The following is a 23,640-nucleotide window of genomic DNA, read 5'->3' on the forward strand; positions in this document are numbered from 1 at the left end:
CCTCCCGTATCGTTCCGAATCGTACTCAGTTTTGCTCTCAATGACGGAATAACGTGCATCCGAAGGTGCTCCCCATGCCTACCGTCAGCGTAGCGAACAGATCGCCCGGCTGCAGCATCCCGTGCCGCAGGGCGTGTTCGGCGTTCAACAACGGGTCCGCATTATGAGCATGTCCGATTTCCGCCATCGTCGGGAAATAAAACCGGTCAAACGGAATCCCCGAAGCGTCGGCAACCCGCTGCCACGTCCCCCGGTTGACGTTCGCCGGAAACACGTACCGGAGCCGCTCCGCCGTTACTCCCGCTTGCTGCAATACGTCGCGGAGCACTTTGACCAGACCGACCGTAAACGTGTTCTGAAACCAGGCGTACTCCTCCGGGGAAGCCTGCATGCTGTTGTATACGGAAGCGTTGGACTGCACGGCCGAGCCGACGATCCGGTTGCAGGCCGCTGTCTTCGTAACGACGGCCGCTGCGGCAGCGTCGGCCGATACCGTGCTGTCCTGCAAATAGCGGCTCCTCGGCAGCCCCATTTTGTCTGCGGCCAATACGAGAACGCCGCTTCCGCGCCGTTCCGTCCAAAGGCGGGCCAACCGGAACAGGAAGTCCAGCGAAGCGCAGTTAAGCTGCGATACGAACCGGACCTCCGCCCGCTCCATACCCCACTTGCGCTGCATGCCTGCAAACGGATCGAACAGATACGGAACGAACGCTGGAAATGTAGACGTGCACAAGATGAGCCCGATCTCCCCCGCCAATTTCGCCCTCCCTTCCAACAGAAGATCGACGGCGACGCCGATCATTTCGTGGACCCGGAGCTTGTTCTCGACCGCAATGCGGCAAAGGCCGTGCGACTGGATCAGGACGCGCAGCTCGGCATCGTTGATTTCCAGCATCTCCCGCAGCTCGCACAGGGATGGACGTTCCGCGGGTATGTAACTGGCGATATGCGTTAATCCGGCCATCGGCATCTCCCTCCCTCCTGCGGATAGACTCTCCTTAACGTAACGCGGAGCCCGCCGTTTTGTACATAAATACGGCGTGTACTGTGCGTGGACGGCAAGTGGGCGGGCGGACCCAACGAAAGCCGAGAGGACGGGACCCCGCCGCTTCTATAATGATGGGTAAGCGACCAGGAAAGGGGGAGCGGATATGGGAGAATTATTGCGGCTTTTGGAGCAGACGGCGCCTTTGGACAAGATCGCGCTTGCGGAGGGAAACGAAACCGTCACGTACAGGCAATTGGCGGAGCGCATCGGAATCGTCCGGAGCAGGCTTCCCGCCGGCGGAAAGGATTTTGAACCCGTCGGCCTTGTGATGGACCAAACCGTGGACTCGGTCATTCTTCTGTTAAGCTGTCTCGATGGGGGCGTCGCCGTGCTTCCTGTTGACGACCTGCAGACAACATCCGATTTGGCCAGAATCGGCACGGCCAGTCGCGTCGCCTACTGGATCGCGCCTGAAGATCGAGCACAGGCTGGTGTGAATACCGCGAAAACGGCTCCGGTGGTCCCGTATTCCAGGCTGCTAGTCCCCGCCAAAACGGCAGCGGTCGAGCTTGACGGAAAGCGGGAGCCGGGAGGACCGAAAGCGGGCGGCGGAAGTGGCGGACCAGGTCACAAGGAAGAGCCGGGTGAGGAGCCTGTCAGCTTGTATCTGCTGAGCTCAGGTTCGACCGGCCTGCCCAAAATGGCCTGTCTGCCGATGCAAACACTGCTTCGGGAAGGGCGCAAATACCGCGATTGGTTCGGATATCGTCCGGACGATTCGCTGGTTGCGACCGTTCCCCTGCATCATTTGTACGGTTTGACGGGAGCGCTGTTCGGCTCGCTGACCGCCGGGGCGACGCTGCACATTTGCCGGCATCCGACTCCCCGCAAGGCGGCCAATTTGCTTCGCGCCTGCCAAGGCACGGTGCTGCTCGGGGTTCCTTCCTTTTATCATCTTTTGTGCATGTCCCGCCACATCGGTCAAGGCCATGCCGGACGGCTCCGCTTTGCCATCTCCGCGGGAGGGGCGCTCGCGCCGGACACGGCCGCGGCGTTCGAAGGCAAATTCGGCAAGCGGGTGCTGCAATTGTACGGCAGTACGGAGACCGGGGCGGTTGCGGCGGAGCATCCGCATCGTCGTCACCGGAAAGGAAGCTGCGGCTATTTGCTGCCCGGGGTGGAAGCGCGAATGGAAGACGATGGCAGGCTTGCCGTCCGCAGCGCGAGTCTCTTCGGGGGATACGTTACCGGCTCGGGGAAGGAATGTCCCGTTCAAAAAGGATGGTTTGTGACGGACGATCTGGCGACGATCGAGGAGCAAGAGCTGACGGTCATCGGAAGGGTGCCTCGGCACATCAATGTAGCCGGCCGCAAAGTGAATCCGAAGGAAATCGAAGATGTGCTCAAGCACATGCCCCGGATTCGAGAAGCCAAGGTGGCCGGGCGTCCGGACGAGCTGCAAGGGGAAATCATTGTCGCGTGGCTGACGGCGGATGCCGGAGTGAGCGTCAAGGCCGTGCGCGATTATTTGAAAACGCAGCTGGCCGCTTACAAAATCCCGCACGAGATTCATCTGGACGGTGCTTTGCCGAGCTGGAAGGAACGGTACGTCTGCGAGGACGAACAGGAGGGGGCGGGGCAGGAATGAGTACGAGCCGACGCGATATGGTATGGAAGAGCATGAAGCGGATTTTGGCCGGCTGCGGGGCGGAGGAAAGCATTCTTACGGAGGAGAGCTGCATCGGAGATCCCGAGCTGGAGCTCTCCTCCGTACGGTTCATCCAAGCCATGGTCGAGTTGGAAAACGCTTTCGGTGTGGAATTGGACGTGCGGAATATATGGAACGGGGACCGGAGGCCGCTTTCGGAGCTGCTCGACTATATTGAAGCGGCGCTGCCGGAAGCCGGGTCGTGACACGGGTTTGTTTTTCCGTCCCCGAGCTTTCCCTGTACGTTCCTTCCGGGACTGCAGCCGTGGAGGACGTGGCACAGCAGCTGCGGCAGGCCGGACTCCCGTTTGCACCGGAGGACGTGGCGCGCTTTCGCGGGCGGTACGGCTTCGACCGGGTGCCGGTCGAGCGCTCGAAACGGCTCGGCGGCATGCTCGCCGAGGCGTGCGGGCCGCTGCTCGTCCGGCTTCGGCGGCAGGGGCGGCCGGTCGACCGGATCGTCATCGCCCGGACGCTGGACTTGTCCTGGCATGACGAGCACGCGCTGCGGGAGTTGCGGGATGCGCCGGAGATCGGCGATACGCCGGTGTTCGCCTTGTCGCAGCACAACTGCGCTACCGTGCATCTTGCGATGCAGGCGGCAGGGCAATTGCTGCATGCGGGAAGCGCGGAAGGCATCGTGCTCGTTACGGCCGACAAAGCGTTCCACCCCGCGCTTAAGCGGCTGCCCCATTCGCTGCTCGGTGACGCGGCGTGCGCCTGCTATATAACCCGGGAGGCCGGACCGCACCGGACGTTTTACTTGCGCAGCGTCTTCGACGCAGGCATGGATGCCGGACTGGATTCTCTACCGGAGAACGTCAAATGGTTTCAGACGACGTATCATTTTGCGATCCGTCAGCTGATTCGCACAGCGCTGCGGGAATGCGGGCTGACCGTCGGCGACCTCCGGTTCATCTTCGGGAGTAACGTCAATCGCACGACATGGGAGGAGGTAGCTTCCATGCTGCCTTGCGACATCGGGCTGTTTTATACGGATACGATAGCGAAGGTCGGCCATTTGCACGGCTCCGATCTTTGGTATAACGTGCACGACGCGGTCCTTCGCGGGAAACTCCGCCGGGGGGACCGCTATATGACGGTATCGGTCGGACTGGGAAGCTTCGGTTGTGCCGTGCATCAATATTAATGCGGAAGGAGAAGTCGGCATGACGGTCTATCTGTCGTCGCCCGACATTGCGGTTCCTGTCGATCGGGACGTTCCATCTCCGGCTTCCGGCCCGGTGGCTGATCCCGAGATCGGGTATGCGGAGGCTTTCCATCGCATCGAAGGAGTTCCGCTGCCCGATGACGCTGGGAATTCCTGCGCGGGCATTCCTGCCTTCCAGGGAAGCGTAGCCGAGCTGACGGCCGGGCTGCTGGCCGGGGCGGCGGCCGGAGATCCCACCCCAGCTTATTTGTGCTGGGCCCACGAAACGTCCGCTCCGCACCCCGCCACGCTGCCCGCGATGCAAATGGCGCAGGCTTTGCGCCTGAAAGCTGGCCTGCCGTTTGGCGTCGGACAGCAGGGCAGCTTGGCGACGGTATCCGCAGTGGAGCTGCTCGCCGCGTTTCTCGGAACGGAAGGCAAGCGGCACGCTTTGCTTGTGGCGGCGGACTGCGTCAAGCCGCTGTTCGGCCGCAGTTTTCATCGCGCGTACCCGAAGGGAGACGCGGCGGCGTGTTGTGTGCTCTCCACGGAGCCGCCGGGGGATTACCGGTGGGCCGGGACGCGCTATGCGCTGTGCCGACCGCTTGCGCAGCCGCCTTTCAAGTGGGAGCGCCGGCATTTCGAAGCGGCGGAGCGCCAAGTAACGGAGGCGGCGCTGCGGCTTGCAGCGGGGCTGCGGGGCGGCGATGTCCGGCGCAGTTGGCTGGTCGCGCAGCAGGTGAGCGCTGCGTTTCTCCGGGAAATACGGAACGCCGTTCGCCAAGACGGGCGCATTCGCTTGTTCGAGAGGGCGGCATGGAGCGAGGCGAACTTGCTGTGCGCCGATCCGCTCGTTTCGCTTCGCGGGCTGGAGGAAAGCGGAGAGCTGAAGCGGGGAGACCGGGTCTGTCTGCTGTTCGCCGGATTGGACTACGGGGCGGCTGCAATCGATCTGCAATACTTGAAAGAAAGCGGATGGTGAGCTATGAGAATAGGAATTATTTGTCCGGCGGCAGAATATCCGCGGCTGTACCAAGCCGCAGCCATCGGCGGAACAGGCGTTATGCACGCGGATAGTCCGGATGCCTTGGCGCGTTCGTTCGGCGCTGCCATGGCTCCCGAGATCGTCGTCTGGTCTGCGCACAATTGGAACGGAAACGATTGGCGCATCATCCTTCGGCTGTGCGGAGCATACCCCCGTTTGCGGGTTGTATGCCTGACCGACGAGCCGTCTGCCGCCGGGACAAGCGCACGCGAAGAGCGCATTATCGTTCTGCCGTCCGCTGCCGACGGGGAGTCGATCCGGCGCACGCTAGCTGCGCTAACGGAGCGTTCTGCTTTACCTGCGGCGTACTCTGCGCCGGAGGATTCCGCAGAACGGCCGCTTGCGCTGGCGCCGGGACTCGTATTCGATCCGGCGCTCCGCAGCGTGATTAACAACGGCGTCGTACATCCGCTGCCGGGCAAGGAGCTGGAGCTGCTCCGCTTTTTGCTCCGGCGCCGGGGACGGTTCGTAAGCACGGAAGAGCTGCTCCGGGGGCTATGGGATGAATACACCGGCTCCGACATGCCGCGTCAATACATTTACCGGCTGCGGGGGAAGCTGCGCACCGAAAAGGCGCCGTTCGGCCTGCTGCTGCACGCCCGGGGCCTCGGGTATATGCTGGTGCCCGCTTACGATTCGGCAGCCCTCCAATTGGCCAAAAGGTACGGCGCCCGATCCGGCAAACAAAGCCGAGAAGCGCGGAGGAAGGTTCCCTACACTGGGGATAGACGTTCAAATTATCGGGAGGTTGAGCTATGAACGGATGGGTGACCGCCGAGCGGAGGCATTTTTATGACGAGCACGGCTATGTTGTGATTCCAGGCATGTTGAGCGGGTCGGAAGTGGCGGAAATTAACCGCGAATTTATGAAGCTGTGGCTCGATTTGGTCAGGGAAGGCGTCATCGTGCAGGATAACCGGCGCTCTCTGGAAAGCGTGTTTCCGCGTCTGCGCGATTACCATCAGACGAGACCGGCCATCGCGGCGCTGCTGCTGAGCGGCAAGATGTTCGATGTGGCCGCAGGACTGCTGGGCGAGGAGGCGCTGGCCATCTCTACCAGCTATTATTTTAAAGGTCCCGGTACGCGGGGACTTCCTATGCACCAGGACAACTACAGTGTCGGGGCGGCCCCGACGACCACCTGCTCGCTGTGGCTGTCGCTCAGCGTCAGCCACGAAGATAACGGCGGGGTTTACGTGGTGCCCGGCTCCCATAAGCTGGGACTTTTGTCGCCAGAGCCGGTTCAGGAGAGCCGCACGGAATACGGCGAGAAGCTGGGGCTTCCCGAAGGTTACGAAGCTGTGCCGCTGCGGACGCAGCCGGGCGATCTGGTCGCGTTCCACGGCAACCTGCTTCACGGGTCCGAAGCCAATTTGTCCGGCCGCACGTTCCGCTATGCCAACGTGACCCATTTTATGGGAGTGAGCGCAGAGCGGGTAGCTTTAAATTACAATTATTTGCTGGACCGAAGCGGCGCACGCGTCCGCAGACGGCTGAACGCCGCGCCGAAGCTCAAAAACGATACGTTGAAGAAGGACGAATGGAGCGGCGTAGGAGGAAACCGGCCGTGGCGATAAACGGATGGGAAGGGCTGTTCGCGCGCCGGGAGGTGAGGCCGTGATTTACGGCGTCGGTATCGATTTGCAGAGCGTGCCGCAGATGGACGAAGCCATCGGGCGGCAAGGCGAACGGTTTTTGCGCAAAATTTTTACTCCGGGCGAGATCGCCTATTGCTCGAAGCATGGCGGGGCGGCCCGGCATTACGCGGTTCGCTGGGCGGCGAAGGAAGCGTTCTACAAGGCGGTCGGGGACGTGCTTCCGCGAAAATACGGTTTCTTGGACGTCGAGGTCCGAAATCTGCCCTCCGGCCGTCCCGTGCTTGAGCTGCATGGTTCAACCGGCGAAGCGGCGACGCATTACGGCTTGTCGTTCTGCATCAGCCTCTCGCATTCGGGGGATTATGCGCTTGCGCAGGTCATTGCGATCCAGAAGGCGGGGAAAGCGTTCCCGGGTCTCGAACCGATGCGGGAGCATGCGGCCGGGGAGGCGATCCGCTTATGCTGACCGCCAAACGGCTGCCAGTCGTGCCGAATCCGGGCTTCGAGACCGAGTGCTACCATAATTTGCGCCTCAGCATCGTCATGACGGAGCCTCGGCTGATGCCTTGGTGCCTCAGCCATTTCGTCAATTTGATCGTGCAGTCCAAAAGCGCGGGACAATTCCCGCTGGTCCGCTTCGAAGAGCATCTGGAGCTGTACGGGGGACTGCTGGCGGAAGAACCTCTTGCGGTCAAGCCGGGCGGATACGTGTCCGCCATTCGCGAGGCGATCGACGAGGGAAGCTACGTGCTAGTTTACTTGGACTGGAAGCGCATTCCGCAGTCCCATTTTTTCGCCGTACGGGAGATGGTGCACGACGCGCTGGTCTACGGTTACGACGACGAATCCGGGACGCTGGACATCCTTGCCTTCGAAACGAACGGCCGGGCCTACGGCTCGGTCTGTCTGCCTTACGAGACGTGCGAGGCGGAGCTGGCGCACGTGGCGGAGCGTCATGCCGATACGCATATCTGGTTTGCATACTACGGCTTTCCGCTCACCGCTGTCCGGCTTCACCGGAGCCCTTCGCTGCCGTCCGGCTTCGATTACCGCAGCCTGTATTTTGCGCTGGAGCGGGGACGCGTTCGTGCGCCGGGCTTGTCCCAGGATGCGTTTGCCAGCGGTTATTTCGTATACGACTATATGGCGGGCTTGTTCCATCAAATGGCCGGGGGCGACGTTTCGCTCGACCCGCGCGAGTTCAGCTTCTGGAACATTAATGTGCACAAGATGATGCAGCGGCATAAATGGATGCTCAAGCGCATTGATGCGTTGGAACGTGCGGCCGGTTCCCCTTTGCTCGGCAAAAGCAAGCGGCTCTACGAGAATGCGAAGCAGCGGCTGATGAGCATCCGCGCGGATTCTTTGAAGGCGCAGAAAACCGGAGACGCGCGTCTGCTGGCGCGCATTGGCGATCATTTCCAAGCGATGTACGAGCAGGAGAAGAGGGCCGTTCCTTTGCTGATGGAATATTTGGTTCGCTTGAAATTCGAACGGAAAGGTGAGGGAAGCTTGTGAACGATACATCCTTGCAATCGAAAATCATTGCCTGCATTCAAGACATTCTGCCTTCGCATGTGACGGTGGACGAGCAAAGCGAGCTGCTGAAGCTGGGGATCAACTCGCTGACGTTCATCCGGCTTGTCGCGTCCATTGAAGACAGCTTCGAGATCGAATTTGCCGACGAATCCATTTTGCTGGAAAACTTCAGCTCGGTCGCGAAAATCAGCGATCTGGTGTGGGACTATTTGCAGAAGACCGTGTGACGCGGCAAGCTTTCGGCAATCGGGCGGACCTCCTTTACAGGATGGTCCGTGAGCTTGTTGAGAAAGTGGATTTTTATAAAAATAGAGAAACAAACGAAGGTGGGGTATCTACTGTAGGAGCGATAGCGATCGCCTTTGTCTGCGGGAAATATCCGCTGCTAAGCGGCTTCAATCAAAATTTCCCGCTGACAACAGCGACCGGAAGTAGATACCCCACCCCCTCGTACACCTCTATTACCTCAATTAACCACTTTCTCAACACTCTGGCGGACCTCCTTTACAGGATGGTCCGTTTTTCTTATATCCCCTGCCGGAGCCAACAAAAGACGAAAAACCAGCAGGTCAAAAGCTGAGTGATATTTCCCCAATCATGCGATGATAAGGATGTCCCCGGGAGACAACAAACCAATCCAAACGGAGGTATCGCAATGAAAACCATCACAAAGAAAATCGGCATGACGCTCGAAAATTCCAACAGCAAAACGTACCTGGAACTGCTCGACGGCCGCAGCGAAGAATTGCACTTCAAACAAGCCGCTCCGACTCACTTCACGGTGAGCGATTCCGAATTCAGCTTGAAAACGGGCGTTACCGTTGATCTGGAAATCATGAACGTCGATCTCGTAGCCACTTCCACCGTCATCTGGCCGGGCGCTACCATCCGCGTGCGCGGCGGTCTGCAAGGACAAGGCAGAACGATGAAAGCCAGCGCTTCCATTCCGTTCAACAAAAAAATGGCGGACGGCGTACAAGGAGAGTCCTGGTTGTACTGGGTGATCGAAACGCCTCAAGGCGAGTTCCACAACAAAAAACCGATCCATATGAAAGGCACATTGAAAGGTCTTCCTCCGAAGGACGCCACGTTCTATTCGGACAGCGTAATTCCGTTGTTCGATGCGGAAGACAACCAAGTAGGCACCATCTACGGCTGCTTGCAATCCAACTAATCGTTATCCAGCGAGAGGGCCATCCTGTATGGCCCTTTCGTTTTCAAGCGTACGGACATGCGAAAGCTTTAGCATCCGCGGACTCGATTGGGCAAGGGAGTGGACTATGTACGATTTTATTATCGTGGGAGCCAGGTGCGCCGGGGCGGCCACCGCTTATTTTCTCGGACAAAAAGGTTACCGGACGCTGTTGATCGATCGTTATACGGTGCCGGGACCGACTTTGTCAACGCACATCTTGGGCGAGACGGGGGTCTATGAAAGGCTTGGCATTGCGCGAAAAATGGAAACCAGCGGCATTCCCGCCCTGACGAGGATGCGCATCGATCTGGAGGGACGGCTGTTCGAGTCGGATATTTGCGTCACCCCCAGGGCGCTGGGCGTAAGGAGGGAGCTGTTGGATCGATGGCTTCTGGATGCGGCTTGCGGGCTGCCGGAGGTGAACGCCAAACTGTCGACGCAGGTCATCGATCTGCTCGAAGGGGAGGACGGCGTATGCGGCGTCCGCTGCAAATTGCCCGACGGCTCCGTGGAGACGTACAAGGCGCGGGCCGTGATCGGCGCGGACGGCAGACATTCGTCGGTGGCCCGACGGGTCGGAGCCGAAACGGCGATGGCTTCGGACGAGCGCCATTTGGGCGTGTACTATGCGTACGTACTGCATGCGGACCCGCTGCCAATTCCGGCTGTGGAGTGGTATTGGAGCGAGACGGACATTGTGCTATGCAATCCGATTGACGGGGGACGGCACTGCATCGCGGTCATGCTGCCGCAGGAGACGTTCCGCTCTTGGTCGGGCGATCCCGCTACCAAGTTCGTCGAGCGGCTGAGCCGCATCCGCACGCTGGGCCCCCGTCTCCGGTACGCGCGGCTGCAGGGCAGCGTTCGCGGAGTGGATACGCTCCGCAGCTACGTTCGCAAACCGTTCGGCCCGGGGTGGGTACTGGTCGGCGACGCCGGCGCGCACCTGCATCCCGTGTCCGGCGTCGGCATCGACAATGCGGTATGCTCCGCCGAGATGCTGGCCGAGGAGCTTGATGCGTATATGCGCGGAGAACGGACGTGGACCGAGGCGATGAGCGCTTACACGGAGCGGCGGGACGAACGGATCATACCGCAGTACGAAGCCTGCCTGAAGACGCTGGCGCGCGCGGGACAGCCTATTCCCGAGGCGCACTGGCCTACGTTGGACGTGCTGTGCACCTTCCCCGGACTCGTCAAAGAGCTGGGCGGTCGGGCAGAACGAATCTATACCTTATTAACGGAGGAGAACGAGCCATGATCCCATGTCCGCTGGACCGGACCGTCAATATTACGTATTTGGAAGCTCCGCTTGAGCGGGTGTGGTGGTCGGTAGCGACCGCGCCTGGCTCCAGCTCGTATTTGACGTATTACGCTAGAACGACCGGGACCGAGGATGAGCCGAAAATCGGCGATCGGTACACGCTTAATTACGGCGATATTAACAACGAATCGGTCGTGATCCGGTGCGAGCCGCCACATCATATCGCTTTTGCCGACACGTACGATTCCATGGACCCCGACGGCCGCACGGTCCGATACCTTGTCAGCACGGCATATACGTTGGAACAGCAGGGGCCTTTTGTCAAGCTGACCCTGGAGGTGACCGGATTCGAGCCGACGACGCACGGCCAGTGGTTCCGGGAATGTTTGGAAATGGGATGGCGGCGGTCGTTGATGAATTTGAAGTCTGTGCTTGAGCTTGGGCTGGATTTGCGCATCGAAATGTTCAGCTATCCGCGCCTCGGCGTCGCCAACTGTACGGTGAACGAAGAGCAGAGCCCGATGGTGTGCGTTCCGGTCCGGGGAGGGAACTACTTGCTGCAGGTATTTCCGAACAGCCCCGTCGACCGGGCGGGCATGCGGGCCGGCGATGTCATCGTCGAGATCGGAGGAATGCCGACACCCGACTATCCGGCGTTCGTTCGCGCCATTTCGTCGTTCTACGGAAAGACCGCGGAGCCGGTAGTGGCATATGTGCGGGACGGGGTCCGGTGCGAAACGACGGTGCGGCTGTCGCTGGACGAAACGTTCACGGGCCTGATCGATATCGAGGAAACCCCGCTCGAAGAAGTGAGAAAGAAACGTGAGCTGCTTGCCAGGCAGCGGTCCGGATCCGGCAGCTTGTGGAAAACGGACGAAGCCGTCCGTTCCGAATCCGTGCCGGATTCGAAATGACGGCTCGTTACCCCGGACGCCGCTTCGTTCTGCAAGAGCGAAACGGCGCAGGGGCTACTGCGTTCGTCGGCCCGCTGCCAGCGGCTTTTGTATCAGGAGGAACGCTTTCCGTCGGTCACTTGCCGCACCGACTCTTCCGTCGGGTCTACAAGTCCCGTCAGCAGCTTGTCATACGACAGCGCGGCTTCCGTGTGCAGTCTGCGTCCTTCGCGGTAATACGTCACGCCGACCGGCCCGTTCGTCCCGGCGCACAGGCCGAGCGAGCGGATGAACTCGGCATAGGTCGGAACGTCGCGGCCGCCGAAGGACACGACGATGTCCCCGGGGCGCAGCCCCGCCCGGGCGGCAGGGCCTTCGGGAAACACCTCCATCAAATAATTCCCTTGAACGCGGTCCGGGTACAGCCCTTGCGCCCGAAGCTGAGCCGGAGTAGCGGTATAATTGCAGACGCCGAACCGGGGATAGCCGAATACGTCGTATCTCAAGTCCAGACCGAGCTCCAACACGAGCTTTAAATTAAACAGCGACTGCTTCCATCCGAATTCTCCGCATTCGCGGACCCACCGGTGCAGCTCGCTGTTTTCGTCGTAGCCGTCCACCTCGACGGTCACCCTCGTCATATGCTCCTCTTCCTCCAACCGGAACGTCGTGACCAATTCGTATTCGACGTAGGAATCGTCCGCCAGAAGGGAACGAAAGCGGTCCTTGAGCCGGAACAAGCGCGGCCGATCGCTGGCCAGGCAGACGGCGTCGTTAATCATGTCGCCGATCACGATCCGGATTTCGTCGCCCTCCGAGATATGTTCGTTCGGCGCGTGTACCTCGTCGGTTAAATACGTCTTCATGCCCCTGGCGGTCGCCAGACCTTCCCAGATCTGCTCCGGCGCAGCTTCGATGTGCATCGTGCTATGCGAGGCGGTGCGGTGATTTGCGCGCATATGCTCAACTCCTTTTTTTCTTCATTATGTAAAATGCGCCTCGGCCGCACTCGGCTTCCGCCGAGCTTTACGGCGCATCGGAAGCCGAGTGCGCGGCGAACCGGGCGGCTATAATTCAGAATGAAACCAACAACATATTCCGGGTGAAAAAGAAAGCAGGTGGAATGAAAACCGTGACCGTAGAACAACGAATGATCCGGCTGCTCAGCAGCGAAGGCTGCGGCGTTCTCCCGCAGAGCGAGATCGGACGGGACAGCAAGCTGTTCGACCTTGGATTCGATTCGCTTCGTTATATGGAGCTGATCGTGCTGCTCGAAGAAGAATTGGGCATCGAGGTGCCTGACGGCATGCTGGAAATCGATTCGAATACGACCGTTTCCGAGCTGGTGCGCGTGGTGAGCCGACGTGAGCCATAACCCCGATGCGGGCCGTAGCCGGAGTCCGGACGAGATAGCGGCGCTCCTGCCGCACCAATATCCGTTCCGATTTGTGGACGAGGTGACCCGCTATGAACCGGGGCAGCGGCTGGAGGCCCGCTTCAGGCCGGAACCGCTCCGTTCCATGTACGGCTATACGCAGACCGTTCCGTCCACGGTCATGATCGAAGGGCTGGCCCAAGCTGCCGTGCTGTTCGTTCAGCTGGAGACAAAGCCGTTGGCGCCCGGCGAAATTCCGCTGCTCGGCAAGGCCGAGGCGTCCGTTCGAAGAGAAGCAAGCTGGCGGGAGCCGCTCCTTTACGACATTCGGCCGATCCGTATGACCTGCTCGCAGGCGATCTTGTCCGGGACGATGTCCGGGGCGGGCGGCGGCGTCCTGGCGACAGCTACGCTCTGCGTCGCGGTAGCGGACGGGACCGGAGACGAAAGGAGTGGGCCATGAGAGCGGAGGACGTGCTCCCGTACCGTAAACCATGGGTATTGATCGACACGATCGTGCAGTGCTCGGCGACAGACGGAGTCATCGCCCGCAAGCATGTATCGAGCAGCGACTTTTACGTGCTCGGCCATTTTCCGGGCTACAGCATTTATCCGGGCATGCTGCTGCTGGAAGGGATCGTACAGGCGGCCGGGCTGCTGATGGAACGGGGAATTGTCGAAGGCGGAGGGAGGAGAGACATGAAAGCGCGCTTTTTGCAGCCGGTGCGGCCCGGCGACACGGTAACGTACGCCGTGAAACGAATTCGGGAGGACCACCGGTCGGTAGTGTTTGCCGCAGAAGGCACAGTAGACGGCCGGAAAGTCGTCCGCGCGTTCGTGGAATTCGGGAAAGGAGGCGAAGCGGATTGAACGACGAGCAGTTTGTCGAGCTGCGGGACGGAGACCGGCGGATGGCGGGCATTCTTCATCTGCCGACCCGTGGGACTCCCCCTTTTCCCATCGTCATTTATTGTCCCGGCAAAAACGGCGAGCGCTACGAGGTGCACCGGCTCGCGGTCAAATTGGCAAGGCGGCTTGCGGACGAAGGCGTGGCGATGCTGCGTTTCGACTATTGCGGCCTCGGGCTCAGCGACGGGCACTACTACGACATGACGACCTCCTCGAAAGTGTCAAACGTGCTGAAAGCGTGGGACGAGGTGCGGCGCAGGCCGGAGCTGGATTCCGGAAGAACGGCTTATCTGGGCTTTAGCGACGGGGCGCGGATCGCCCTTATGGCCGCCGAGCGGTCGGGCGTAGACCGCGTGGTGCTGTGGAGTCCGCTGTTTTACGAATTCGGCGGCGCGCATCCAAGCGGCAAACCCCCCCGGTTTACGCGGCATGCGCTTGACAAGGAGAAGCTGGTCATGCCTTGGGCCGGCCTGTGGATTTCAATGGAGTTTTACCGCGATTTGCAGGAGCTTGACAAGGAAGCGGTGCTGCGCGCCTACGAGGGCAGGTCGCTCCTTGTTTATGGCGACGACGATCCGCTTATCCGCGAGGAATTCGAGAAGGTGCGGACCGATTCTTATGCGATTTACCGGGGAGACGCCGGGCATGAAGTATGCGCGGTTCAAGGAGCCGGACATCTGTTTACGTCCAGACTGTTCGAAGAGCGGATTATGGACGTGACGGGGCAATGGCTCAAGCGGGAACTGCAGGCGTCGGAGACGGGCGAAGGAGGGATACGTGATGTGGAAACAAGTCCGGTTTGGCCGCAGTCGTGACATCGTCGGCTTGGTGGAGGAGCCGGCAGCGCAGGAACGCCGGACGCTGATCGTCACGCTGCCCGGACTTGGCCAGGCGATGAGCGAGAAAAATTATTTGTTTTCCAATCTGCGCAAAAGATTGGCCGCTTCCGGAGCATGGGTCGTGCAGTTTGATTATCGCGGTCATGGGGATAGCGCCGGAGAACTCGGGCAAACGACCGTTTCGTCCATGGTCCGCGACACGCTCGAAGTGGTGGAGGAGGCAACCGCAGGGTACCGGCCGGACACGATCTTCTTCGTCGGCAACGCGCTCGGGGCCATGGTTGCGCTGCGGTCCGCGCTCGCTTGGGAGGAACGCTCCGGCATAACGTGCCGGCCGGTGCTTCTGTCGCCGCCCGCGCTGCCGCTTCCGCGTTCCGGAGAGCTGCTGGACGCGGGCGCGCTGAATGCGCTGGCGCGGGAGGGGAGCGTGGACTCGCAACTGCTGGTACCGGGCTACGACTATTATACACTGAGCGATTTTGACATGGATCAAGTCGGATATCTCGCCTCGCTCGGTGCGCATCTGCTGTACCTGCACGGTCAATGCATCGGCCGGGCGATGCTGGATGAGCTGGATGCGCTGAGCGAGGAAGATTTGCCGGGAGCCGGCCGTTCCGGTATCGCCGTCGTCTGCGGGGAACGCGATACCGAAGCGCTTGCGCAATGGAAGGCGGTTCCCGGAGCAGAGGTTCATCTGCTGGACGGAGTCGTTTATTACTTCCAGCATCCCGCTGCGATGGATCAGGCGATTGAGATCATCGCCGGCATTGTCCTCCGCGGGCAAGGGGAATGCTCGCATTCCTGCGCGGCTTGCCCGTGCGGGCGCGGCCGCATTAACCGAGCCGGATCAAACGGACCGGATCAAAGGAACTGAGGTGAACTTATGAGCGAGCCGCTTACGCTTGCCGGGTATATTCGGCAGCGACCCAAAGTCGATTGGCGGTTTCCAGACGAATTCGGCCTGTGCGAACGCAATCTGGACTGCCGTCAATTGTGCATTTTGGAAATTATGAAGTGGCAGGGAGAGCGCAATCCGATCCCCGCCTTCTTGAATGCGTTCGATTGCCGGACCGATGGCCTACTGCTGAGGCGCAGCGAGCCGGTGCTGCAAAACGGCTGGTCTGCGATCCGCTTCCCGTCCCTCTCGACCGATCAACTGCGGCATTTGGTCCGTTCCGTCTATGACGCGGAGGGCTATTGTCTGATTTATTATAACGCCTTCGAGGTGCCGTTCTCCGCCTATTACCGCAAGCATGACGTCGTGCACTGGGCGCTGCTCATCGAGGATGACGGGACGCACGTGACCGTCATCGACGATACCGGCGATCCGGCTTATTTCGAAGGTTATATCGGGCGCATTCCGAGTGATGTGTTCTTTCCCGCCCTTCAGTCCGCCGGGGGAAGCGGCGCTGCCATTGTCCGCCGGAACGATGCCGGAGCGGCCGCATCCATGGAGGTGCAGTTCGCGCGGCTGGCGCGCACTTCGGTGGAGCAGATGCTGCGGCAGGGAGGGCTGGACCGTCTGGCCGGCTTCGTCGCTGCGGTCGAAGCGCTGCCGGAAGACGAGCTTCGGGCGTCGCTCGATCAGCTGGAATTCGATATTCATTATTTCCGGCGGCTGCGAAAGCTGTGGGAAACGGCGGCGGGCAGCGGCGTCATTCCCAAGGTGTGCCTCGATTCCCGGTGGACCGGCCCGCTGACGGAAGCCTGCAACCAGTGGTCGTATGCGATGGGAGTTCTCATGAAATGGAAGCGCCAGCCGGAGAAGTCTTACGGGAGCAGGCTGACAGGGTATTTGCGTCAGGCGCTGGAAGCGGAACGACAGCTGTTCGACGGGCTGGAGCGCTTGCTGGAGGGACGGCCATGACCGATTCGGCAATGCAGCGGCTGGCCCGGCAGACAATGGCCCGCTCTCTCGGCCTCCGGGAAGGGGAAAGCGTCCTCATCGATGTCGTCGGACGCGCGGAAGCCTTGACGGAAGCGATGATTGAAGCGGCCTGCGAAGCGGGAGCGCGGCCGTATTTGAACGTGATGCCTGTACGGCACTTAAAAAGCCTGATTGGCGGGTGTACGGAGGAGCAGCTCGTCCAGTGGGCCGAGATGGACCGGGAGCGGCTTCGTACCATGAATGCGTATGTCGGCATTCGCGCCGACGACAACATTTATGAAATGACCGACGTCCCGGAGGACCGCTACGACCGTTACGTGCGCGCTTACCTGCAGCCCAAGCAGATGGCGATGGCGCGGCTTGGACGGTGGGTGCTGCTGCGCAGTCCAACGGTTGGCATGGCGCAGCTCGCGGGAATGAGTCTGGACGCTTGCACCGGGCTGTATTACCGGGCCTGCGGCTTGAATTACGAGCGGTTCGCCGAGCTGACGCAGCCGCTCTGCGAGCGGCTCAGCCGCACGGACCGGGTCCGCATCGTAGCGCCGGGAACCGATCTGGCCTTCTCGATCCGGGGCATGGGCCATATGGTTTGCGACGGGCGCTTCAATTTGCCGGACGGGGAACTGTTCACGGCTCCGCGCATCGATTCGGCCGAAGGAATCATCACCTTCAATGTGCCCGCCTCGTACATGGGCATTGTCTATGAAAACGTAAGTCTTCGCTTCCGCCGAGGGGTGGTGACCGACGCTTCGTGCTCGGTTGCCGAACGGACCGGACGGCTGCAGGCGGTGCTGAAACTCGACGAAGGGGCATCGCGAATCGGCGAGTTCGGGATCGGATTGAATCCTCACATCGACCGGCCGATGAACAACGTGCTCTTTGACGAGAAAATGCGGGGCAGCCTGCACCTTGCTCTCGGCCAAGCGTACCCGATGGCGGACAATGGCAACGAATCTTCGGTGCATTGGGATTTGGTGCTTTCGCAAACGAAAGCGTCCGGGGGCGGCGCATTGTTTTTCGACGACGAACTGATCCGCAAGGACGGCCTGTTCCTTCCTCCGGATCTTCAGCCTCTGGATACGTGGCTGGGAGAGTGACCATGGCGCGCATCATTATTGTCAGCCAGTGGCTGCTTGGTCATCTCGTTCCCGCGCTTGGGCTGGGCACCGAGCTTCAAAGGCGCGGGCATTCGGTTTGTGTGCTGTCCGCGGACTCCTTCCGTCCGCTTATCGAGGAGGCGGGGCTTGAATTTCGCGAAATCCGACATGGCAAGTATCCGCAAAAGTTCGTCACCGAGACGCTGCTTGAAATGCAGGCCGTGCTGGAAGCCGTCGAGTTTGACCTTATGATTTGCGATTCCGGGCTGTGCGCGCCGGCCTATATCGCCGAAAAACGCGGCGTGCCGTGGGTGAGCTACATGACGGCGGCGTTCTGGCCGGACCGTCTCATGCCAGGCGTGCCGCATGTCAACGCGCGCATGCGGACCATGTTCGAGAAAGCGGCCAATGAAGCGAGGGCTTGCATCGGCTTGCCGCCGCTTGCGGATTTCGCGCGCACCCGGGGAGATTTGGCCGGGCTGTCGCCGGACGCGCATTTGATGATGATTTTGGGGGAGCTAAATCCGTTGCCGGACGAAGTTCCGCTGTCCTCGGTCTTTATCGGTCCGTGCTCCTACGGCCCTGATCCGGATGCCGGAACGCGTCCGGTAACGGCTCGCGGGCACGACGGACCGTGCATTGTCGTTTGCACTACGTCTGCCGACCGGAGCGGCTACCGCGAGACGACCGAAGCGTACGTGGAAGCGGCGCTGCGGGCGTTTTCCGGGCGGCCCGGCCGTCTGCTTGTCTCCGGCCATGCTCCTTATGCCGGAGAGACGCCCCTTGCCGACAACGTGGAATGGGTGACGACCGTGCCGAATCACGACCTGCTGTTTCCGCAGGCCGATCTGATTATTACTCACGGAGGCTGCGGCACCTTGCAAAAAGCGATCCGCTACGGCGTCCCGCTCGTTATCGTTCCGCTCGGCCCGGACCATGCGTGGGCAGCCGCCCGCTGTACGGAGCTCGGAATAGCGGAGACGATCGAACCGGAGCGGATGAGCGCGGAGACGCTGGAAAAAGCCGTCTGCCGCTTGTTGGCCGGAGGCCGGGAAAAAGAGAACATTCGCAGGCTGTCCCCCAAAGTGGACGGCCGGGCATCCAACCGGCGGGGCGCGGATACGATTGAATCGCTGCTCGTTAACAAATCCTTGCGATGAGGTGAATGGGAATGCTGCAAATCGATACCTTGCTTGATATCATTCGAACGATCAGCGGAAAGGAAAGGATTACGCCGGAATCTTCATTCGTGGAGCTGGAGATGGATTCCACGAATTTGGTCGAAGTGCTGATTGAGCTGGAAATGGTCATGAACGTCGATATATTAGACGCGAATCTGAACTTCTACGAAATGGAAAAAGTATCCGACGTCTACGATTACGTAGCGCGTCTGGGACAATAAAGGAAGCGCGCATGGGGAACTCGATGGTTATCGGGGGGACGGCGGTTTACGTGCCGGAGGAACGGCTGACGGTGGAGAGCTTGGCGGACCAAGGGCTTCTTTCGCAAAACGAAGCGGCGTCGCTGCTTGGCCGGGGCATGGCGTCGGTGCCCTGCGAGAAGTCGCTGCCGTCGCCGGACATGCTGGATTTGACGCTGCATGCGCTTTTGAACCGGTTTGAAGTGGACCCGGAGCGCGTCCGGTATGTCGTTATGCCCTATCTGTACTATTCGTTCCCGTACACCAAGGACGTTCTCGGAAGCTTGCGGCGCAAGTACGGCTTCCGGCAAGCGGTATGCTTTTCCTTGCGGGATCAGCTCTGCTCGGGCTACCTGATGGGAATGTACGCTGCAGGCAAGCTGCTGGAGGCTGCCGAAGACGAGGCTGCGGTCGTCCTGCTGACGGTGGAGAAGTGTCTGCTTCCCGGCCAACGCTACGGCGGCGGCGTTCTGATCACGGGCGATGCGTGCGCCGCTTCGCTGCTCGGCAAGCGTCTTGGCGGCGACCGCGTGCTTGCCGTCCGCAGCGTCACCGATATCCGCACGCTGCAGCAGGGCAAGCTGAAAAACCGGGCGGATGACGTGCCGAATTATTTTTATTTCGTCAATCTGGCCAAAATGATTCGCCGGACGCTGGCCGATGCCGGATTGGACTTCGGCGATCTCAAGGTCGCCATTCCGAACAATATTACGCAGGAGACGTGGCGGCAGCTGGCGGTGCTGCTCAAAATTTCGCCGGAGCTGTTCTACACGGAAGGGCCGTCGGTGTCGGGGCATTTGAACACGTGCGATCTGCCGGTCAATTATGCCCGGCTCGCGCTGGAGGGGAAGCTCCGTCCCGGCGATTACTACGCGATGATCAGTCTCGGCAATGGGGGGGTGATCGGCTGTGCGGTTTGTCAAAAAGGGAACGATCCGCCTGTCTTGGCCCGCCGTCCATAACCGGTACGGACACGGACGGCCCCTGACTTCAATCGAACATCATCTGTACCGCGAAATAGCTGCGGCCTACGGCCGTGGCGAGCAAGCAGCCCCGCAGACGGATCGTTTTGACCTGCAGGGCGGAAGCGGTCTTACGTTTTCGGGAGGCATTGCGCACCCGGATGGAACCGGCAGCCAATCCGTCTTCTTCGACCGGGAGCCGTGCGAATATGCGCCCGAATTGTTTGCGCGGATTTCTGCCCGGGAGCAGCCGGACTATTTGGTCTGCTGCTACGAATCCTACCCGCTGACGGATAAGATCAATGCCGCCTTGTCCATGCAGAAGGCGCTGCAATTGAACAGCGCCTTGACTTTCTCTATCGCCGACGCCGGGCCACTCGGCTCGATTATGGCAGTCGACTGGGCGGAAGCGGTGCGCCGGTGCGTATGGGTCGCTTGCTTGGAGCAGGCGGCCGATCCGCAGGAGCCGGATTTCGCTTCCGCATATATCAGATCGGATGCCATCGCAGCTTTCCAGCTGTCCCCCCATGCGGGGGAGCTGCGGGTGGCCGCCTACGGCATTGTGCAGCGCGACGAGCTTCCCTCTGGCGGCTTGAGCGTATCGGAGCTGGCAGAGGACGCCTGCGAGCTGATCGACGATACGCTGCGGACGTGCGGCGTCGATGCGGCCGAGACGACGATTTTGACGCAGGCCGTGGCCCCCGGCTATGTCGACCGATTGCGCCGACGGTACGAACGCGTCCTTTGCGAGCTGGACAACCGGAACCTGGCGACGGCGGCCCCATATTACGGGCTCGCCTCGTTCCGTGCTTCCGGCGCGACCCGCTTTGCGCTGCTTCACATGGCCGAGCCTGCGAGGGGAGTCGGCTGCATTTTGGTTCAGCGGGTTCCTTCGGCAAGACTTCCGGGCTAGCTGTCTTTATGCTGCGGATACAACGGTTACTCGAAAGGAGGAAACAAGCGATGGAGACATTCCGGACGAAGCTTGCCCGCGCTTGCGGATGGGGGCCGGCCGGCGCAAGCTGGGCATGGCTCGGCAATTTTGAAGTGGAGCGCGATTGGAAGCGGGCTGATGTCCTAGGAATTCCGGGCCTGCCCGGACGCGCTTCGGAAGCGTTGAACAACAGCTTGTCGGAGCTTGCGCTGCTGCTCGCCGCTCCTGAAGACCTGGTGCTGTTGAAGCAGGCGCCGGACCCGGATTTTCTCGCTTATTTGGCAGAGCTGGGCTGGAAGACGCCGTCGTTCGTCGCGGCCGGCGGAGAAGAGGAGCTATCGCTTACACGTTCGCTGCTGGAAAACGCTTCGGCTCTCGAGACGATCCGCGCATGGACGAAGGCCTCGTCCGGCAGGCTAATGCCGCACGGCGTCTCGCCGCTGGAGGAAGAGCTGGTGCGGAAGTCTGGACTTCCGCTTGCCGCTCCGCTCTCTGCTGTCGCCCGGCGCGTCAACAGCAAGGTGTACTCGCGCCGGCTCTGCGCGCGCCTGGGCATTAGGCAGACGGAAGGCCGCATTGCGCTATCGCTGGACGAGCTGGAACGGGCGCTGCGCGAGCTTGCGCCCCTGCTGCTTCAGACGCCGCTCGTGCTCAAGGATGCGATGGGCGTGTCGGGCAAGGGCATCCTGCTGCTGGAGAACGAAGCCCGCTGCCGGCAAGTGCTCCGTATGCTCCGTCAAGCGGTGGACAAGCGGGGCTACGCCCGTGCGGAATTCATTGTCGAACAGTGGATTTCCAAAAGTGCCGATGTAAACTACCAGTTTTTGGTGGGGAAAAATGGACAAACGGAAATGCTCGGCGTGCTGACCGCCCTGGTGCGCGGAGGGGTTCATCAGGGACATCTGCATCCGCATACGCTGCCGCCGGAAGCGGAGCGCGAGCTGGCCGACACGGCAGCGAGTATCGGCCGGGAGCTGGCGTATGACGGGTATTACGGCGTCGTCGGCGTGGACGCGATGGTCGGGTCGGACGGAACGCTCTACCCGTGCGTAGAAATCAACGCGAGATTAAATATGTCCACGTACCACACGCGCGTGCTGAGCGAGCACGTTCCCGAAGGCCGGTATGCGTTGATCCGCGCCGTGCCGTTCACGAGCGTCGCGCCCTTTCCGTTTGCCGTCCTGCGCGATGCGCTGGGAGAGGCGTTTTATACCAGACGCGGCGGCCGGGGCATCTTCGTCTGCGCGTTTGCGCCTGCCGGCATAAGCGGGGAGGCGGGCGGACAGGGCAGGCTGTACGCGGCGATGATTGGAGATTCCCGGGACGAATGTCTGCACTGGTACGAGCAATGTTGCAAGCGGCTTCAGACGATTGCGGGGGTACGGCTTTCCGGCCAGTCACTTCATTAGAAAGATAAGGGGGAATGGGCAAATGTTCGTATCTTCGGAGCGCGGCGATCGGCTCCGCGAATGTGCGGAGCGGTTCGGTACGCCGCTGTATGTCTACGATTTCGGCGTGATCCGGGAACGGCTGGATGTGCTCCGCCGTCATCTCCATCCGTCGATATCGCTATTTTACTCGATTAAAGCGAACCCGAACACCACGGTTGTGCGGCATATTTACGAGGCCGGCGCGAATCTGGAGCTGTGCTCGCCGCTGGAGCTGGACATCGCCCTGACGGCGGGAGCCGATCCGCGCCGTATTCTGTACGTCGGTCCGGGGAAAACCGAAGCCGAGCTCAATCGTCTGCTGACGCTGGGCGTCCGGTACATCGTGGCCGAATCGCTTCAAGAGCTTGAACTGATGAACCGTCTTGCCGGGCGGAAAGGGGTACGGGCCGACGTCGGGGTCCGCTTCAACCCGAAGATGGCGATCCATGGGGCTCGCCTGAAGATGGGCGGGGCCGCCCGCCAGTTCGGCATCGACGAGGAACAGGCTGCCGACGCCGTACGCCTCATCGAAGCGTCTCCATTTTTACGGTTGGCCGGTCTTCATGCGTATTACGGCACACGGATTTTGAGCGCCGAGACGGTGGCCGCCAATATGGCATACATTCTAGGCTTTGCCGAACGCACGATGGCCGAGCATGCGTTGGAGCTCGATTATATCGGGCTTGGCGGCGGCTTCGGCGTGTCATACTACGAAGGCGAAGCTCCGCTGGACCTGTCTGAGCTCAGCCGCAAATCGCACGGCCTCCTCGAATTGTTCGCCGGAAAGCATCCCGGTATCCGGCTGCTGATGGAAACGGGAAGGTATGTCGTCGCCGAGTCGGGCACGTATTTGACCCGCGTGTTGTATACGAAGCAGTCGCAGGGCAAATGGTTCGCCGTCACGGACGGCGGTACGAATCACCATGCGGCGGCCGGCGGCGCGGGAAGCTTGATGCGGCGCAACTTTCCGGTCCGGGCCTGGACGCGGGAATCTGGCGAGCTCCGGGAATACGCCATTGCCGGGCCGCTCTGTACCCCCGGCGACACACTTGGCGATCAGGTGACACTGCCGCCTTTGGAGCCGGGCGATTTGATTGGCATTTTGGCTTCGGGCGCGTACGGCTTGACGATGAGCCCGGTGCTTTTTCTAAGCCATGCGCTCCCCCGGGAAGTGCTTCTGCTGGACGAAAAGCCGCTTGTCGTGCGGGAGAAGTACGAGTATGCCGTCCCCGCGCTCCGTTCTTGAATTGCGGTCACCGCGGGCGGCGTCCTGCATGCTCGGCGGTCTTCTTTCGCGGGAGCGCACGCGGCCAAATAAACCCGAAAACGGCGCAAGCTTAGTCGAGTCGGGAGGAGTGCTTCGGCTGTACGATAGAACCATGCACGGCAAATGCCGAATTTGATGC

Annotated in this window: 27 protein-coding genes; 25 read left to right on the top strand and 2 right to left on the bottom strand. The window is 60.9% G+C overall.

Annotated elements, in window-relative coordinates:
* Positions 1–37: 37 nt before the first annotated feature.
* Positions 38–964: a 3-oxoacyl-[acyl-carrier-protein] synthase III C-terminal domain-containing protein gene (locus tag KQX66_RS13870; protein ID WP_216793320.1), complete on the bottom strand. Its 927-nt coding sequence runs from the start codon at positions 962–964 to the stop codon at positions 38–40.
* A gap of 187 nt (positions 965–1,151) precedes the next feature.
* On the opposite strand from KQX66_RS13870, the gene KQX66_RS13875 reads away from it, so the two are divergent.
* The 12 genes from KQX66_RS13875 to KQX66_RS13930 all read left to right on the top strand — a co-directional run bounded on the left by KQX66_RS13875 (position 1,152) and on the right by KQX66_RS13930 (position 11,401).
* Positions 1,152–2,636 carry a class I adenylate-forming enzyme family protein gene (locus KQX66_RS13875; protein ID WP_216793322.1) on the top strand — a complete coding sequence of 495 codons (1,485 nt, stop codon included), beginning with the start codon at positions 1,152–1,154 and terminating at the stop codon, positions 2,634–2,636.
* A complete protein-coding gene (locus tag KQX66_RS13880; protein WP_216793324.1) occupies positions 2,633–2,902 on the top strand; it encodes a hypothetical protein in 270 nt (89 codons plus the stop codon). The genes KQX66_RS13875 and KQX66_RS13880 overlap by 4 nt, the downstream gene beginning before the upstream one ends.
* Positions 2,899–3,846, top strand: coding sequence for a 3-oxoacyl-[acyl-carrier-protein] synthase III C-terminal domain-containing protein (locus KQX66_RS37385; RefSeq protein WP_216793327.1), 948 nt, complete (start codon positions 2,899–2,901; stop codon positions 3,844–3,846). Before KQX66_RS13880 ends, KQX66_RS37385 begins: the two co-directional genes overlap by 4 nt.
* Before the next feature lie 19 nt (positions 3,847–3,865).
* A complete protein-coding gene (locus tag KQX66_RS13890; protein WP_216793329.1) occupies positions 3,866–4,828 on the top strand; it encodes a beta-ketoacyl-[acyl-carrier-protein] synthase family protein in 963 nt (320 codons plus the stop codon).
* A 3-nt stretch (positions 4,829–4,831) separates the two neighbouring features.
* Positions 4,832–5,650 carry a winged helix-turn-helix domain-containing protein gene (locus KQX66_RS13895; protein WP_216793331.1) on the top strand — a complete coding sequence of 273 codons (819 nt, stop codon included), beginning with the start codon at positions 4,832–4,834 and terminating at the stop codon, positions 5,648–5,650.
* Positions 5,647–6,468: a phytanoyl-CoA dioxygenase family protein gene (locus tag KQX66_RS13900; RefSeq protein WP_216793333.1), complete on the top strand. Its 822-nt coding sequence runs from the start codon at positions 5,647–5,649 to the stop codon at positions 6,466–6,468. Before KQX66_RS13895 ends, KQX66_RS13900 begins: the two co-directional genes overlap by 4 nt.
* 40 nt (positions 6,469–6,508) lie before the next feature.
* Positions 6,509–6,955 (top strand): holo-ACP synthase, encoded by a 447-nt coding sequence (gene acpS, locus KQX66_RS13905; protein WP_216793335.1) that lies wholly within the window; start codon positions 6,509–6,511, stop codon positions 6,953–6,955.
* Positions 6,949–8,007: a hypothetical protein gene (locus tag KQX66_RS13910; protein WP_216793337.1), complete on the top strand. Its 1,059-nt coding sequence runs from the start codon at positions 6,949–6,951 to the stop codon at positions 8,005–8,007. The genes acpS and KQX66_RS13910 overlap by 7 nt, the downstream gene beginning before the upstream one ends.
* Positions 8,004–8,255, top strand: a complete 252-nt coding sequence (locus KQX66_RS13915; protein WP_216793339.1) for an acyl carrier protein — start codon at positions 8,004–8,006, stop codon at positions 8,253–8,255. The genes KQX66_RS13910 and KQX66_RS13915 overlap by 4 nt, the downstream gene beginning before the upstream one ends.
* Before the next feature lie 428 nt (positions 8,256–8,683).
* Complete coding sequence (locus KQX66_RS13920) at positions 8,684–9,202, top strand: hypothetical protein (RefSeq protein WP_216793341.1); 519 nt, start codon at positions 8,684–8,686, stop codon at positions 9,200–9,202.
* A 106-nt stretch (positions 9,203–9,308) separates the two neighbouring features.
* Positions 9,309–10,484 (top strand): NAD(P)/FAD-dependent oxidoreductase, encoded by a 1,176-nt coding sequence (locus tag KQX66_RS13925; RefSeq protein WP_216793342.1) that lies wholly within the window; start codon positions 9,309–9,311, stop codon positions 10,482–10,484.
* Complete coding sequence (locus KQX66_RS13930) at positions 10,481–11,401, top strand: SRPBCC domain-containing protein (RefSeq protein WP_054976211.1); 921 nt, start codon at positions 10,481–10,483, stop codon at positions 11,399–11,401. Before KQX66_RS13925 ends, KQX66_RS13930 begins: the two co-directional genes overlap by 4 nt.
* Before the next feature lie 92 nt (positions 11,402–11,493).
* On the opposite strand, the gene KQX66_RS13935 is transcribed toward KQX66_RS13930, so the two are convergent.
* Positions 11,494–12,339 carry a PDZ domain-containing protein gene (locus tag KQX66_RS13935; protein ID WP_216793344.1) on the bottom strand — a complete coding sequence of 282 codons (846 nt, stop codon included), beginning with the start codon at positions 12,337–12,339 and terminating at the stop codon, positions 11,494–11,496.
* 173 nt (positions 12,340–12,512) lie between these two features.
* Here KQX66_RS13935 and KQX66_RS13940 point away from each other — a divergent pair, with 173 nt between their 5' ends.
* Genes KQX66_RS13940 through KQX66_RS14000 form a run of 13 tightly spaced genes read left to right on the top strand, consistent with a single transcriptional unit; the run spans position 12,513 to position 23,480 of the window.
* On the top strand, positions 12,513–12,755 hold the full coding sequence (locus KQX66_RS13940; RefSeq protein ID WP_179223637.1) for a phosphopantetheine-binding protein: 243 nt from the start codon (positions 12,513–12,515) through the stop codon (positions 12,753–12,755).
* On the top strand, positions 12,745–13,218 hold the full coding sequence (locus KQX66_RS13945; protein WP_216793346.1) for a 3-hydroxyacyl-ACP dehydratase FabZ family protein: 474 nt from the start codon (positions 12,745–12,747) through the stop codon (positions 13,216–13,218). The genes KQX66_RS13940 and KQX66_RS13945 overlap by 11 nt, the downstream gene beginning before the upstream one ends.
* Entirely contained in the window at positions 13,215–13,625 is a 411-nt protein-coding gene (locus KQX66_RS13950) for a 3-hydroxyacyl-ACP dehydratase FabZ family protein (RefSeq protein ID WP_216793348.1), read from the top strand. Before KQX66_RS13945 ends, KQX66_RS13950 begins: the two co-directional genes overlap by 4 nt.
* Complete coding sequence (locus KQX66_RS13955; protein ID WP_216793350.1) at positions 13,622–14,479, top strand: alpha/beta hydrolase; 858 nt, start codon at positions 13,622–13,624, stop codon at positions 14,477–14,479. The genes KQX66_RS13950 and KQX66_RS13955 overlap by 4 nt, the downstream gene beginning before the upstream one ends.
* Positions 14,445–15,377 (top strand): alpha/beta hydrolase, encoded by a 933-nt coding sequence (locus KQX66_RS13960; RefSeq protein WP_216793352.1) that lies wholly within the window; start codon positions 14,445–14,447, stop codon positions 15,375–15,377. Before KQX66_RS13955 ends, KQX66_RS13960 begins: the two co-directional genes overlap by 35 nt.
* A gap of 9 nt (positions 15,378–15,386) precedes the next feature.
* Positions 15,387–16,370: a hypothetical protein gene (locus KQX66_RS13965; protein WP_216793354.1), complete on the top strand. Its 984-nt coding sequence runs from the start codon at positions 15,387–15,389 to the stop codon at positions 16,368–16,370.
* Entirely contained in the window at positions 16,367–17,488 is a 1,122-nt protein-coding gene (locus KQX66_RS13970; RefSeq protein ID WP_216793356.1) for an aminopeptidase, read from the top strand. The genes KQX66_RS13965 and KQX66_RS13970 overlap by 4 nt, the downstream gene beginning before the upstream one ends.
* A 2-nt stretch (positions 17,489–17,490) precedes the next feature.
* A complete protein-coding gene (locus tag KQX66_RS13975) occupies positions 17,491–18,648 on the top strand; it encodes a glycosyltransferase (protein WP_216793358.1) in 1,158 nt (385 codons plus the stop codon).
* Between the two features lie 11 nt (positions 18,649–18,659).
* Complete coding sequence (locus KQX66_RS13980; protein ID WP_054975672.1) at positions 18,660–18,890, top strand: phosphopantetheine-binding protein; 231 nt, start codon at positions 18,660–18,662, stop codon at positions 18,888–18,890.
* A gap of 11 nt (positions 18,891–18,901) precedes the next feature.
* Positions 18,902–19,870: a 3-oxoacyl-[acyl-carrier-protein] synthase III C-terminal domain-containing protein gene (locus KQX66_RS13985; RefSeq protein WP_216793360.1), complete on the top strand. Its 969-nt coding sequence runs from the start codon at positions 18,902–18,904 to the stop codon at positions 19,868–19,870.
* Entirely contained in the window at positions 19,818–20,783 is a 966-nt protein-coding gene (locus tag KQX66_RS13990) for a hypothetical protein (protein ID WP_216793362.1), read from the top strand. Before KQX66_RS13985 ends, KQX66_RS13990 begins: the two co-directional genes overlap by 53 nt.
* Before the next feature lie 50 nt (positions 20,784–20,833).
* The gene (locus tag KQX66_RS13995) at positions 20,834–22,213 is read left to right on the top strand and encodes a preATP grasp domain-containing protein (protein WP_216793364.1); all 1,380 of its coding nucleotides are present in this window, start codon (positions 20,834–20,836) and stop codon (positions 22,211–22,213) included.
* A gap of 22 nt (positions 22,214–22,235) precedes the next feature.
* A complete protein-coding gene (locus KQX66_RS14000; RefSeq protein ID WP_216793366.1) occupies positions 22,236–23,480 on the top strand; it encodes a type III PLP-dependent enzyme domain-containing protein in 1,245 nt (414 codons plus the stop codon).
* Positions 23,481–23,640 lie beyond the last annotated feature (160 nt).

This window comes from Paenibacillus oleatilyticus, from assembly GCF_018998565.1.
Taxonomy (GTDB): Bacteria; Bacillota; Bacilli; order Paenibacillales; family NBRC-103111; genus Paenibacillus_G; species Paenibacillus_G oleatilyticus.